This is a genomic window from Enterobacter sp. BIDMC 27 (assembly GCF_000534415.1).
Lineage (GTDB): Bacteria > Pseudomonadota > Gammaproteobacteria > Enterobacterales > Enterobacteriaceae > Enterobacter > Enterobacter hormaechei_C.
In genome coordinates, this window is sequence record NZ_KI973178.1 from 2,314,719 (window position 1) to 2,328,240 (window position 13,522).

Consider the following 13,522-nt stretch of genomic DNA (forward strand, 5'->3'; position numbering starts at 1 on the left):
GATTGATAAGATCAGTTATAAATAACGGTGAAGGTCGATACAGAGTTAGCAGGGCCCGCAGTAACTGCCGCCTGAGTTTGAATATAACGCGCACCGAACTCCAGGTCGTTAACCTCCGTTCCGGAGGCTAAAGGATATTGCTTCGAAGGGGTATACAGAGTGACAGGCTGCCCGGAAGCGTCCATTAGCTGAATAGCTACACCAGTAGCCGCATCGGTATCGGGCGTTAATGCCAGCGTGGCATTATTATCCGCATCCGGGGTACCACCGAAGTTAATCGCAGCCGAGGTTACGGTTTCCGGACAATTGGTTAACTTAATATCAAACTTCGTGAGTGTGCTGGTAGAGCCTGCGCCGGTAAATACCGTTTTAGATACTTTTCCTAACTGAACATCTAATGGATTACTTAATCCATTCACGACCTGGCAAGCAGAATCGATAATTTCTCCGGTGAAATTAATCTGCCCTTCACCGTTGGTTTCCGCAAATGCGGATGCAGAACACCCCACCGTTGTGGCGATAAACAACCCTAATGCAACCTTGTTCATAGTAAATCCCAATGTGTTTCTGGCAAAAACGTTGCCTGGACGTTTTTACCGTTGACCCTTAATAACTTTCCGATGTTTATTTAATCAAAAAAAGGGCAGGTACGAATCTTTAGTTCCAATCACAAATAATGCAAATAGTGCTTGAGTTTATTTTTTTTACCTGAAAACAGCAGGTTGATAATGATCACAAAACACTATCGGGTGCGTGTTCATCGGGCTATATTGTTAACAAGATGATGCTGTCAGGAGAAATGTCGTGGATTACCGCAAAATAATCAAAGAGGTAGGGCGTGGGAAAAACCATGCTCGCGATCTGGACCAGGAAACGGCCCGTACGTTGTACACGCATATGCTGAATGGCGACGTGCCGGATCTGGAAATGGGCGGCATTCTGATTGCGCTGCGCATCAAAGGGGAAGGTGAGGCGGAGATGCGCGGTTTTTATGAGGCCATGCAGTCGCAGACGATGCGTTTAACCCCGCCCGTCACGAAGCCGATGCCGATTGTGATCCCGACCTACAATGGCGCGCGTAAGCAGGCAAACCTCACGCCGCTGCTGGCTATTCTGTTGCAGAAACTCGGTTTCCCGGTGGTGGTGCATGGCGTGAGCGAAGATCCGACGCGCGTGCTGACAGAAACCATTCTGGAATTATTAGGCATCGAACCCACTCTCCATGCTGGCCAGGCGCAGGCAAAGCTGGAGGGGAACCAGCCGGTCTATATTCCCGTGCGCGCGCTCTGCCCGCCGCTGGAAAAGCAGCTGGACATGCGCTGGCGCATGGGGGTGCGTAACAGCGCCCACACCCTGGCGAAGCTGGCGACGCCGTTTGCCGAAGACGCCGCGCTGCGTCTTTCCAGCGTCTCCCATCCGGAGTACGTGACGCGGGTCGGTCAATTCTTTGCCGAAATCGGCGGGCGAGCGCTGCTGATGCACGGGACTGAAGGGGAGGTTTACGCCAACCCGCAGCGTTGTCCACAGCTGATGCTGATTGAGCCTGCCGGGACGTGGGTCGTGCTCGAACGTGGGGAAGAGAACAGCGATGTGATCCTGCCTGAGTCGAAAGATCCGCAAGTCACCGCGCACTGGATCGTACAGTGTCTGGCCGGAAAGGTGCCGGTTCCGCAGTCTATCAAGCTGCAAATGGCCTGCTGTCTGCTGGCGGCAGGGGAAGTGGCGTCCGTGGACGCCGGGTTGCAGCGCGTGGCGCAGTCGTTTTAAGCAAAAAAAAAGCCCGTCCAGTGGCGGACGGGCAAACAAGGGTAACAACAACAGGGTCAATGAGGGTTGGAGCATCTCACCAGAGGGTAGGGTGAGGGTGGAGCATAATTCGTTCGATTACTTGTAGATAACCGCGGTACCGCTCAGTTTGTTATTACCGTTAGTGGAGGTGATGGTGTATCCACTTGCGCCGGCAGCGGCAGCTTTTTCCGCCAGTTTGGCTTCCAGACCGTCCAGCGTGGTCGCGCCTTCAGCACTCACCACCCCGATTTTGTTCAGATCCTGTGCCTGAGTAGAGGAGACTGGCTCTACGGCGAAAGCGCCGAAAGACAGAGCGGACAGGGCAACAGCGGCAACAGCATATTTGATTGTTTTCATAGGTCAATTCTCGCAGGTTATTCTGTTAAGGGGACGATGTTCCGTCGATGTGATAAGTATCACGGTTTTTAGTGGAAGATAAAATCGAAGAGAATTGACGTGGTTACTCAAAAAAATTGAATGACAAATAACTTATTGATTATTAATAAATTCAGAAGCGCAATTGACATTTCTTGGGGATGCGCTTTACAGAAGCCATCGGAAGGGCACGTTTTGCTACGCGTTTCGCTAAAAGTCGTGAGCGTAAAGTAAACGGCTGGCGCGGTTAACTTCGGTAAAGGAAAGTCAACGTAACTGGCTGTCTTTCGATCCTCTACGATTATATCCTGAATGTGCCGCATTTTTTGAATCTTTCTCCTGCTGACAGGCAATGCATAGCCGTACGCCAGGAATGGCTTTACGCCGTGCTTCAGGAATCGGATCCCCGCACTCTTCGCATTCCGTCAAACTTTCGCCGCGCGGAATTTCACCGCGAGCACGCGCAACCGCATCTTCAATGGTACTGTTGATCTGTTCGTTAACGGCGTCGTCATTCGCCCAGCCGGAAGCCATCATGTTCTCCTGATCTGTTTAAGCCATTTATCTTAATATGGGGTTAAAAAACGCACAGTCAAGGCGAAGGAAGGAAATGAGAACTGCATCTGCCTGGCAGATGCAGTGTGGGAAAAGAGGGCGTTATTTATAGATGGTCGCGGTGCCGTACATATGGTTATCGCCACCGGCGGCGTTCACCACGAAGCCTTTAGCCCCTTCCTGACGCGCTTTTTCGGCCAGCTTGTCCTGAAGGTCATCAAGGTTGCTTGCCCGGCTGACAGAGACCGTCCCGGCCGCACGTAGCTGGCTGGTGTCGTTGCTGTCGGTCAGAGGTTGAACGGACCAGGCTGAGAACGATGCGCCTGCCAGCGCACCCGCAATAATAAAGGTCAGATACTTTTTCATAATCACATCCTCAGGGGAAACAACAGGTGATTCCTCTTAAGTTTAGAAGCCTGACGCGCGTGATTTAGCGCAAAAATTTGATGATGATCTGCTTATTTTTTGAACGATAAATTCTGACAATTTGCTGACAGATCATAGACATACAGGTTGCTGATTTTCGTCGGTTTTTTGTGCAGCGCAGACAGATATTTACCCCCGCGCCGTCACAGGGTATCTTACGCGGCTGTCTAAAGGAGAATGCCATGACTTCCCAAAAGCCGGGATTGCACCCGCGTAACCGCCACCGTAGCCGCTACGACATGAAAGCCCTGTGCCTGAGCTGCCCGGAATTGCAGGATTTTATTGTTCAGACACCAGCCGGTGAACCGTCGGTAAACTTTGCCGATCCGCTGGCGGTTAAGACGCTGAACAAAGCGCTGCTGGCCCATTTTTATGGCGTTACGCACTGGGACATCCCGGATGGCTTTCTCTGCCCACCGGTGCCAGGCCGTGCGGATTATGTCCATCATCTTGCCGATCTGCTGGCAGATGATAATGGCGGCGTGGTGCCGAAACAGGCCACCGTGCTTGATATCGGTACGGGCGCGAACCTGATCTACCCCCTGATAGGCGCACATGAGTACCAGTGGCGGTTTACCGGCAGCGAGATCGGCGCCGAGGCCTTTGCCAGCGCACAGGCCATTATCAACGCTAACCCAGGGTTAAGCCGGGCCGTTCGTTTGCGTCGTCAAAAGGATCCCGCTGCTATTTTCAACGGCATTATTCACAAGAACGAACAATATGATGCCACCCTGTGCAACCCGCCATTCCACGACTCCGCCGCCTCCGCACGTGCGGGCAGTGAACGCAAGCGGCGTAACCTGGGCCAGGCTGAAGATGGCGCGCTGAACTTTGGCGGCCAGCAGCAGGAGTTGTGGTGCGAGGGCGGGGAAGTGGCATTTATTTTGCGCATGATTGCCGAGAGTAAGGGCTTCGGTCGTCAGGTGAAATGGTTTACCACGCTGGTTTCCCGTGGCGATAACCTGCCGCCGCTTTACCGCGCCCTGACCGACGTCGGCGCGGTGAGAGTGGTCAAAAAAGAGATGGCGCAGGGCCAGAAGCAGAGCCGCTTTATCGCCTGGACCTTTATGGACGATAACAAACGCCGCAAATAGCCCCCCATCGCAGGCCGGGTAAGGCGAAGCCGCCACCCGGCTCGGTTACAGCGTCGGCTCCTGCGGAGGCAGCGGCGAAGCGGGCGGCGACAATACCTGATACGTCTGCACCGGCGCTCTCACGTTCGCCAGATCGAAGTGTTTTTTCACCATGCTGTCGAGGGCGAAGCGCACCGTCCACTGCTTAAGGGGCTGGGTGGTGAACGACACGCGCAGGGTAAAGGCAGTGTTCGTCAGCCCGACGATACCCGCGAACGACGGTTCACCAATCACCAGCCCGCGAATATCCTCCATCTCCATCAGTTCGCTCACCGCATCCCGCAGCGCCTGCTTCGCCTTATCTGCATCCTCATGACGATCGACATCATAATTCGCCACCACCGAACCAATGCCGCGCACAAAGTTGGCAAAGGTGGTGATCGATGACCACGGAATAATGTGGTACGCGCCGGTATCCTGACGTACGCCGACGGAGCGAATGGACATGCGTTCCACCGTGCCGGTGAGCGGTCCTATGGTCACCAGATCCCCGGTGTTCATCCCGTTCTCAAACTGGATAAAAATGCCGGTGATAATATCCTTCACCAGCGTCTGCGAACCAAAGGAGATCGCCAGCCCAAGCGCACCGGCACCCGCCAGCAGCGGGGCGATATTCACGCCGATTTCCGACAGTACAATCATGATGGTGATGGTGCTGATGATCACCGCCAGCGCGTTGCGGCACAGGGTCAGCAGCGTGCGGGCGCGGGCGCTCGGCAGCGGCCTGCCGTGGACATCCGACACCAGACGGTTTTCGATAAGGCTTGCCAGCAGCGTCCAGCCGACGGCGGAGAAGAACAGGATCAGCGCGATACGAATAAGAATATCAACGGTCTTTTCCCCCGCGCCGTTATGCAGCCAGTTCCAGAAATCAAACAGCCCCCACGCGTTCAGCAGTAGCATAATTGCCACGCAGACCGTCAGAATACGCGCCACCTTCAGGGATACCGTCATCCAGCCATTTACCCGCTTTTGCAGTTCCGGGTAGTTACGCTGAACCTGCGGCGACAGGGTGATCGTTTTCGACAGCCAGCGGGAGAGCAGGCCAGAGACAAAGGCCGCAATGCCGATAATCGCCAGGCTTTTGAACGTCGCCCCCATCATAAATTTCAGGCTATTGCCCGGATCGAACAGGGAGAAGAAACAGAGCACAATAAAATAGGCGCTGGCCAGCCAGTGCCACACCAGCGCAAAGGCGCGAATAAAGAGGCTGAAAAAGGAGAGGGAGCGATCGGCCAGGTGCAGCAGGCTGTCGGTGATCGCTTTTTTATTGTGGAAGATGAGGTACAGCGCCCAGACGGTAATGCACAGCATGATCAGCACGTTCGCCAGCGCCCCGAACTGCACGTTAACCTGGTTGGAAATAATCGGCACGGCAACCAGCAGGCCATAACCAATCAACCCGCTCAGCACGCTGAGCCGCACCGCCCAGTATTTGGCGCTCTGATCCGAAATGGCGAAGGGGCGAAGGTCCGGCACGCGCGGGCAGAAGATCAGCCGCAGGAGGGCTTTAAAGAACTCAATCAGGGCAAATGCATTGAGGAACAGTCCCTGCTGAAACGCGATGGTTTTGTTTCCGGTATTAAGTCGGTCGGCCAGCATCTGGCCGACAAACAGCGTCAGGGCCAGCAGCAGCAAATCGATGACAAACGCCCCGGTAATCATTGCCGGAAGATGCAGCCAGCTGCTTTTATGCTGATTCTTTTTGCGTCCCCACTGGCCCATTTTCCGGTAAAGCGGCCAGACAGACAGGCGCAACAGCCAGTAAAAAATGAAGACGGCGCCAGCCAGAATAGCAAACTGGGTGGCGGCTGCGGAAAAGGTGTGAGGATTAAAAGGCTTATGTGAGGTGCCAACCAGGTTGCGATAGAGCTGGGCAAAACGCGACGACAGGGCTTCCCCGTAGCGGCGACTGATGTCGGTGACGTTTTCCAGCACCGTTTTTTCTTCTTCGGCTTCCGGCGGCGCAATAGCAGGAACCGGATCCTGAGGCGGCGTGGCAGCCACCTTCCTCAGCTGATCGATCAGCTCCTGTCGGGACGTGTCGTTCTCAAGCACGTCGGCCAGCGCGCCGTAGGCGGCTTTTTTCTTTTCTGCGTCTGGCTCTGGCGGCGCATTTTGCTGGGTGGCGGTGGCTCCGGTGGTGACGCCGGGAAGGGTTACAGCAAGTGATGGCGCGCTTAACAGGCTAAACAGTAGCAACAGGATCCACGGCACGGCGTCCTCCGACAAAAATATCGTGCAAAATGATAAGTATAGAGCGCGGGGGGCGGAGGGGATTTTTTGGGAACAATCCGGCGTAAAAAAGCCGGGCATGCCCGGCTCTGGGTGTGTCTATCAGGAGACGTGTTGCAGGAACTCCTGGAGGCGCTGGCTTGGTGGGTTCGCAATCAGCGCCTGCGGATTCCCGTCTTCCGCGATACGGCCCTTATCAATGAAGATCAGACGGGACGCCACCTTTTCGGCAAAGCCGATTTCGTGGGTAACGATCACCATCGTCATGCCTTCTTCCGCCAGATCCTGCATAACTTTCAGCACTTCGTGACGCAGCTCCGGGTCGAGTGCCGACGTTGGCTCATCGAACAGCATCATCTTTGGCTTCACCGCCAGCGCACGGGCAATGGCCACGCGCTGCTGCTGGCCGCCGGACAGCTCGGAAGGATAGTGGTGGGCACGCTCCGCCAGACCAACCTTCGCCAGCAGATCTCTTGCCAGCGCTTCCGCTGCCGCTTTGCTGGCCCCGCGCACGCGCAGAGGACCGAACATCACGTTTTCCAGCGCCGTGAGGTGCGGGAACAGGTAGAACTGCTGGAACACCATGCCCGCTTCCTGGCGGATCAGGCGCTCGTCCACTTTCGGATCGTTAACCTTCAGACCATCGACGATCAAATCGCCGCTGGTGATCTCCTCAAGCTTGTTAATGCAGCGCAGCAGGGTGGATTTACCGGAACCGGACGGCCCGATGATCACCACCACTTCGCCCTGCCTGATGTTCAAATCGATATTGTGCAGCACCTGGGTTGGGCCAAAGTGCTTGGAAACGTTTTTAAATTCAATCACAGGATTTTCATCCTTCTTTCAAGACGACGCAGAACAAAGCTCAGGACAAGCGTGATAATCAGATAGACAACGGCGACCGCACTCCAGATTTCCAGAGCGCGGAAGTTACCCGCGATGATCTCCTGGCCCTGACGGGTCAGTTCGGCCACGCCGATAACAATAAACAGCGAGGTGTCTTTAATGCTGATGATCCACTGGTTACCCAGCGGCGGCAGCATGCGGCGCAGCGCCAGCGGCAGGATCACGTGACGAATGGTTTCGCGACGGGAAAGACCTAACGCCAGGCCGGCTTCGCTGAAGCCTTTATGAATCGACAGCACCGCACCGCGGGTAATTTCCGCAATGTAGGCGCCGGAGTTGATCATGATGGTGACAACGGCGGCGCTGAACGGGTCGATGCGCAGGTCGGTGAAGGCCATCGGCAGGGCGAAGTAGATGAACATGACCTGCACCACAATGGGGGTGCCGCGGATCACTTCGATGAAAACCAGTGCGATGTGGTTTGCAATCCAGCCGCCGTAGGTGCGGGCGAAACCGGCCACCAGACCGATAATCAACCCGCCAACCAGACCGAGGACCGAAATCCACAGGGTCATTTTAGCGCCTTCAAGCAAGAGAGGAATGGCAGGCCAGATGGCGCTCCAGTCAAACTGCATGATGTATTCCTGTATACCGTGGTGAAAAACAAAAAACGTAGGCCCGGTAAGCGGAAGCGCCACCGGGCGTTACAAACCTGAAGTCAGGTGAAATTATTTAGGCTCGGTACCGAACCATTTTTTGTAGATTTCGTTATAGGTGCCGTTCTCTTTCAGGGTTTTCAGCGCGCCGTTAACTTTGTTACGCAGGTCGTCGCTGCCTTTCGGGAACGCAATACCGTACTGCTGAGCTTCCAGGGAATCACCTACCGCTTTGAACTTGCCATTACCGGCGGTTTTGATGAAGTAAAGGATGTTAGGCGTGTCGTGCAGCACCGCGTCAGCGCGGTTGGTGCCCAGTTCCATGTAAGCGTTGTCGATGTTCGGGAACTGACGCAGGTCTTTGGTTTTGATGTTGGCTTTCGCGTAATCAACGGAGCCGGTGCCGCTCTTCACGGCGACCACTTTACCGTCGAGATCTTTCACGCTTTTCACGTCGTTGTTATCCGCTTTCACCATCACCAGCAGGCCGCTTTTGTAGTAGCCGTCAGAGAAATCGATGGCTTTTTTACGTTCTTCGGTAATGGTGATGCCTGCCAGCGCCAGGTCAACGTTTTTGGTTTGCAGTGCCGGGATAATGCCGCTGAAATCCATTGGCTTCAAGGTGTAATCCAGTTTGAGTTCTTTTGCGACAGCGGCCCACAGATCCACGTCAAAACCAACGTATTTATCACCCTGTTTGAATTCAAACGGTACGAACGCCGTGTCAGTCGCCACAACCAGTTTGTCGGCGGCCTGCGAGGACACCGCAAACGCCAGGGTAAGTGCAGCCAGTGAAACTTTTAATACAGACTTCATAGCATTTCCTTTTATATCCACGGGGCGATCCCCTGCGAGAACCTCAGGCACAATGAAAAAATCGTGCCAATTTTACAAGCTGTTGTTTTGCAAAGGGGATGATGTCACGCATTGCACAAAAAGCGTGGCAATTCTGCCAGGTTGCACCAGAATGGAGCACCGTTTTGGTGCGCTTCGTTAAGGTCTTCTGACAGGGGGATATTTAGCGCAGAATCTGACGAAAAAACAATCTTCCGTTAACGGTTGTGTGAGGTGATTATTACATTTTATTCACTTTTGCGGCCGTTGCGGGCAAAAGTGCGCACCATAAATGTGCAAAACCCCCGCCAGGGGCGAGGGTTATTCGGACAATCCGCAGGGATTATTCGATGTTGGACTCGATGAACCACAGGAACTGATCCAGGTCGCGTGATGCGGCAGTGAAGATATCAGCGGTATCTTCATCTTTGGCTTCGCCAATCGCTTTACGAACATCATTCGCCACAATCGCATAACGATCCGCCAGCTCTTTCAGGTGATCCTGAACGGTATGGATATCCAGCGGATAGCTTTTCAATGGCGTTTTGCTGTTGATCACCTGTGTTGTACCCAGTGCCACGCCACCCAGCTGTACGGCGCGCTCGGCCATGGTATCCAGGTGAGTCACCAGTGCTGTGCGGAAGCCATCCAGCATTTCATGAACGGCAATAAAGTTTGCACCGCGCATATTCCAGTGGGCCTGTTTGGTGATCAGCGAAAGATCGATGAACTGGACCACCTGGCGATTCAGCAACTCGATGGTCGCTTTTTTATCGCTATCCGATACATCGTTACGGGTATAAAGCAGATTAGACGCTTTCGTTTTCACCAGTTTAGCGGTACTCATAATCTCATATCCTCTTGATGTTTGTGTCCCAGGTAATTACGGGACTAAGTATAGCACCGGATTTTTTCTCTGCGGTTTGGCTCTGCCTATCGGTTTAATAGCGAAAGGAAGGTTGTATTATCAACTATTTGAAAAGTAGGTGGTTTATTTAAATTGATACAGATCAATCTTAATTCGCTTTCCCGGAAGGCGAGCAGGTGAAATATTTTGGCAATATGAGAGAGTTTGTAAGAAATTATTTGAGCTACTGACGTGGCGTATATTCTGCATGGCGGGTTAGCCATGCAGAATTTAAGGCTTAGTTGAGGTCTATTTTTTCCACTTTAGGTTCCGGACGCATGGTCAGGGTGGAGCCCATAGACGCCGCGATAATGGAACAGAGCGCCAGCGTTTGTACCAGGGTCAGGGTTTCACCGAGGAAAATCATTCCTGAGATGGCGGCCAGCGCGGGCTCCATGCTCATGAGCGTACCAAAAATGCGTGTGGGCAGGCGCGTCAGGGCGATCATCTCCAGAGAGTAGGGCAGCGCCGTGGAGAGAATGGCAACCGCCAGCCCAACCGGCAGGATTGACCATTGCCATATTGAGTCTGTCGCTTGTGCCATTCCAATCGGGACAAAGATAACGGCGGCAATCAGCGAGCCTAAGGCGACCGTCGCGGGGCCGTGCTCTTCCCCCGCACGCTGGCCAGTGAGAATATACACCGCCCAGCATGCCCCCGCGCCCAGCGCCAGAGCTGCCCCTGTCAGATCGATTTGTGAAACGCTTTGCCCGAGCGGCAGCAGGAACCATAGCCCCAGCACGGCCAGTACGACCCAGATAAAGTCTACCGGACGACGAGAAGAGAAGAGGGCAACCGCCAGCGGGCCGGTAAATTCAAGCGCGACCGCGATCCCCAGCGGGATCGTCTGAATAGAGAGATAGAACATGTAGTTCATCCCTCCCAGCGCCAGCCCATAAAAAAGCAGTGGCAGTCGCTGCTCCTTTTTAAACCGTAGCCGCCAGGGTTTAAAAACAACCACGAGGATCAGGGTGCCTAATGCGATACGCAGCGCCGTAACGCCGGGCGCACCAACCAGCGGAAACAGCGATTTTGCCAGCGACGCGCCGCTTTGTATGGACATCATCGCGATAAGTATGACTGCCACCGGCATCCAGACCGACGATTTACGAGGTAAACCTGGCATCCTTTCTCCTGTCAATTTATGTCAAATGAGGTAAAAGTCGCAGTGTAATGGAAATAAGCTGCAACGGTTGAGCTACTGTTGAAAAAAATCCAGGGAAAATCCGTAAAATGAGAAAACGTTGATGATTTTATCGCCTGAAAGATTAGGAATAATCTGGATGAACTAAATGGCGATGACGCGCACTATTAGCATTTACAGGTGAAAATCTGGAGTTATTTGAACGAGATAGCTGGTGCTGGAAATGTTCTGTTACAGGAAAGGTCGCATTAGACATCGTGAATGACAAAGAGTTTCACAGAATTTTTTGATATATTTAAAACTTACGGACTTACTTGAAGCACATTTGAGGTGGTTATGAAAAAAATTGCATGTCTTTCAGCACTGGCAGCTGTTCTGGCTGTTTCCGCAGGTACCGCTGTAGCGGCAACTTCTACTGTAACCGGTGGTTACGCTCAGAGCGATATGCAGGGCGTGATGAACAAAACCAACGGTTTCAACCTGAAGTACCGTTACGAGCAAGACAACAACCCGCTGGGTGTGATCGGTTCTTTCACTTACACCGAGAAAGATCGTACTGAAAATGGCTCTTACAATAAAGGTCAGTACTACGGCATCACCGCGGGTCCTGCTTACCGCCTGAATGACTGGGCAAGCATCTACGGTGTTGTAGGTGTTGGCTACGGTAAATTCCAGCAGACCGAAAACCAGGGTCTGAACCGTACTGCAAGCAACAGCGACTATGGTTTCTCCTATGGCGCAGGTATGCAGTTCAACCCAATCGAAAACGTTGCTCTGGACTTCTCCTATGAGCAGAGCCGTATCCGCAACGTTGACGTTGGCACCTGGATCGCGGGCGTAGGTTACCGCTTCTAATCACTTCGGTGAGCCAGTAAAAAATCCGCCCAATGTGGCGGATTTTTTTTGTTTGTACCCTCTCCTCGTGGGAGAGCCGGTGAGGGCATCAGCCCGCACGAAACGGCAGAAATTACTTACTCTTAATATCGAAAATATCCGTCCCAAGATGGGTATAGTCGACTTTCTGTAACTTAAAGTTGGTAATGTAAACTGGCGAGCCCTTCTTCCCGGAGATAAACGGGTAATCATTTTTTATCTCTTTCGCCTTAATCCCCGTCCACTGAGAGAAGAATTTCAGGAAATCGTTCGCGGAACGGCGCGCTTTGATGATGCGATGCGTTTTGTCATCACTCGACAGCACCATAAACGGTACCTGGAAGTTTTGCTGGAACTTGTCATCGTGTGCCAGATATTGCACCTGTTTACCGCGTTCCTTAAATGCCAGACCGTGGTCAGAGAAATAGACCATCGAGAAGCTGTCGCCGCTGTTGCGCAGCTGTGCGTACAGCTTGCTGAGCAGATCGTCGGTTTGCGTCATGGTGTAGAGATAACACGAGGTCTCTTTGGATTGCACAAACTCCGCATATTTTCCCCCGGTACGATCGCATGCCTGCGGGTGTGACCCCATCAGGTGCAGGACAATCAGCTGCGGCTGGGTGCGCTGAGTAGCAAAGACCTGCGCCGTCATTTTTAGCAACGCTTCATCTTTTGTGTTTTTATCGGCTTCGAAATCACCGCTTTTCAGGAACTGTACCTCGTCGGCACGCTTCGCGATGCTGGCGATGGCGGTATCATACTCGCCGATCTGTCCCTGGTTAGAGAACCACCATGTCTGAAAACCTGCCCGGTTGGCCAGGGTGACAAAATTATCCTGAAACTGCGGTTTTCCATCCACCACGCGGTTGAGCGTCAGACCGAGTGATTTCTGCGTCGAGCCGCTGGCCGCCACGTAGTCGGTAAACAGCGTACCGTTAACGGAGCTGGCAAACGGCGTGTTATCCCAGTGACCGCCAAACGCGCCGAGCGCATCGCGACGCGCGCTTTCCCCGATCACCACCACGTAAGTGTGATACTTCGGTTTCACCGCCAGCACGTTCCAGGTATCTTTCATGGTGGAAAGCTCGGCCATACGCGCCTGCTCGTCGAGCACTTCCTCGTTATTCACCACCACGTCTTTGACGAAGCGAAACACCGGATACCCGGTATCTTTAAGCTTAAACACGCCGCCCCAGGCCAGATTTTGTACCGGTGCAACAAAAAACGTCACCACGCTAAAGGCCAGGCACAGGCTTTCAATTTTACCCCATGCCTTTTTCCCGACGGGCTTACGACGAACCGCAATCACGCCGAGGGCAAAAATGAAAAGGCCAACCACGTAGTTGTACCACGGAAAGATCGTCAGGATCTCTGTGGACTCTTCCATATTGGTGGAGTGGAGCGCCAGCAGAGTATTAAAGTTCGGCGCGCCATAGGCCTGGCCAAACGGGAAATAGGCGGCAGCAATCAGAGAACAGATCCCGATAAGCACCTTCTGCACGCGCGGTGCGCTTCGCCAGAGCAGGTGAAGAATACAGGTGAACCCGACGGCATAAAGCAGGCTAAAGGGGTAGCCAAGAGCAAAGTTAATCAACAGCGATTGCAAAAAATAGAATCCCGTCCACGGGCTTAAGGCCCGGCTGCGGGTAACAAGTGTATCAATCAGGGTTACGTTCATAGATCACTATCACGAAAACGCCATGTGCTCACCCTGGCGTCAAGGGTCAAAGCCTGCCGGACAGTGCGTGGA

General features: G+C 53.5%; 14 protein-coding genes. 3 read left to right on the top strand and 11 right to left on the bottom strand.

Translation table 11 applies throughout. The features are described from left to right. Window positions 1-11: 11 nt before the first annotated feature. Complete coding sequence (locus tag L463_RS11685) at window positions 12-548, bottom strand: fimbrial protein (RefSeq protein WP_015571068.1); 537 nt, start codon at window positions 546-548, stop codon at window positions 12-14. A 256-nt stretch (window positions 549-804) separates the two neighbouring features. Between L463_RS11685 and ybiB the strand changes: the two genes are divergently transcribed. Further along, complete coding sequence (ybiB, locus tag L463_RS11680; protein ID WP_023296155.1) at window positions 805-1,767, top strand: DNA-binding protein YbiB; 963 nt, start codon at window positions 805-807, stop codon at window positions 1,765-1,767. A 117-nt stretch (window positions 1,768-1,884) separates the two neighbouring features. Here ybiB and ybiJ read toward each other — a convergent pair whose 3' ends face one another. From ybiJ to mcbA, 3 genes are all read right to left on the bottom strand, one after another. After that, a complete protein-coding gene (gene ybiJ / locus L463_RS11675) occupies window positions 1,885-2,145 on the bottom strand; it encodes a DUF1471 family protein YbiJ (RefSeq protein WP_003858474.1) in 261 nt (86 codons plus the stop codon). Window positions 2,146-2,430: 285 nt separating this feature from the next. Continuing rightward, complete coding sequence (locus L463_RS11670) at window positions 2,431-2,697, bottom strand: DksA/TraR family C4-type zinc finger protein (protein ID WP_017693765.1); 267 nt, start codon at window positions 2,695-2,697, stop codon at window positions 2,431-2,433. A 123-nt stretch (window positions 2,698-2,820) separates the two neighbouring features. Beyond that, window positions 2,821-3,084, bottom strand: a complete 264-nt coding sequence (gene mcbA, locus L463_RS11665; RefSeq protein ID WP_003858470.1) for a DUF1471 family periplasmic protein McbA — start codon at window positions 3,082-3,084, stop codon at window positions 2,821-2,823. A 242-nt stretch (window positions 3,085-3,326) separates the two neighbouring features. On the opposite strand from mcbA, the gene rlmF reads away from it, so the two are divergent. Then, window positions 3,327-4,238 (top strand): 23S rRNA (adenine(1618)-N(6))-methyltransferase RlmF, encoded by a 912-nt coding sequence (rlmF, locus tag L463_RS11660; RefSeq protein ID WP_023296156.1) that lies wholly within the window; start codon window positions 3,327-3,329, stop codon window positions 4,236-4,238. Window positions 4,239-4,283: 45 nt separating this feature from the next. Here rlmF and ybiO read toward each other — a convergent pair whose 3' ends face one another. From ybiO to rhtA, 6 genes are all read right to left on the bottom strand, one after another. After that, window positions 4,284-6,494: a mechanosensitive channel protein gene (gene ybiO, locus L463_RS11655; protein ID WP_023296157.1), complete on the bottom strand. Its 2,211-nt coding sequence runs from the start codon at window positions 6,492-6,494 to the stop codon at window positions 4,284-4,286. Between the two features lie 120 nt (window positions 6,495-6,614). Next, complete coding sequence (gene glnQ / locus L463_RS11650; protein ID WP_023296158.1) at window positions 6,615-7,337, bottom strand: glutamine ABC transporter ATP-binding protein GlnQ; 723 nt, start codon at window positions 7,335-7,337, stop codon at window positions 6,615-6,617. Then, window positions 7,334-7,993: a glutamine ABC transporter permease GlnP gene (gene glnP, locus L463_RS11645; RefSeq protein ID WP_003858462.1), complete on the bottom strand. Its 660-nt coding sequence runs from the start codon at window positions 7,991-7,993 to the stop codon at window positions 7,334-7,336. The genes glnQ and glnP overlap by 4 nt, the downstream gene beginning before the upstream one ends. 93 nt (window positions 7,994-8,086) lie before the next feature. Then, window positions 8,087-8,830: a glutamine ABC transporter substrate-binding protein GlnH gene (gene glnH / locus L463_RS11640; protein ID WP_003858455.1), complete on the bottom strand. Its 744-nt coding sequence runs from the start codon at window positions 8,828-8,830 to the stop codon at window positions 8,087-8,089. A gap of 361 nt (window positions 8,831-9,191) precedes the next feature. After that, on the bottom strand, window positions 9,192-9,695 hold the full coding sequence (gene dps, locus L463_RS11635) for a DNA starvation/stationary phase protection protein Dps (RefSeq protein WP_000100801.1): 504 nt from the start codon (window positions 9,693-9,695) through the stop codon (window positions 9,192-9,194). A 298-nt stretch (window positions 9,696-9,993) separates the two neighbouring features. Continuing rightward, window positions 9,994-10,881, bottom strand: a complete 888-nt coding sequence (gene rhtA / locus L463_RS11630; RefSeq protein WP_017384917.1) for a threonine/homoserine exporter RhtA — start codon at window positions 10,879-10,881, stop codon at window positions 9,994-9,996. Window positions 10,882-11,235: 354 nt separating this feature from the next. Between rhtA and ompX the strand changes: the two genes are divergently transcribed. After that, window positions 11,236-11,754: an outer membrane protein OmpX gene (gene ompX / locus L463_RS11625; RefSeq protein ID WP_003858450.1), complete on the top strand. Its 519-nt coding sequence runs from the start codon at window positions 11,236-11,238 to the stop codon at window positions 11,752-11,754. Between the two features lie 112 nt (window positions 11,755-11,866). Here ompX and L463_RS11620 read toward each other — a convergent pair whose 3' ends face one another. Beyond that, on the bottom strand, window positions 11,867-13,450 hold the full coding sequence (locus tag L463_RS11620) for a phosphoethanolamine transferase (protein WP_023296159.1): 1,584 nt from the start codon (window positions 13,448-13,450) through the stop codon (window positions 11,867-11,869). Window positions 13,451-13,522: the final 72 nt, after the last annotated feature.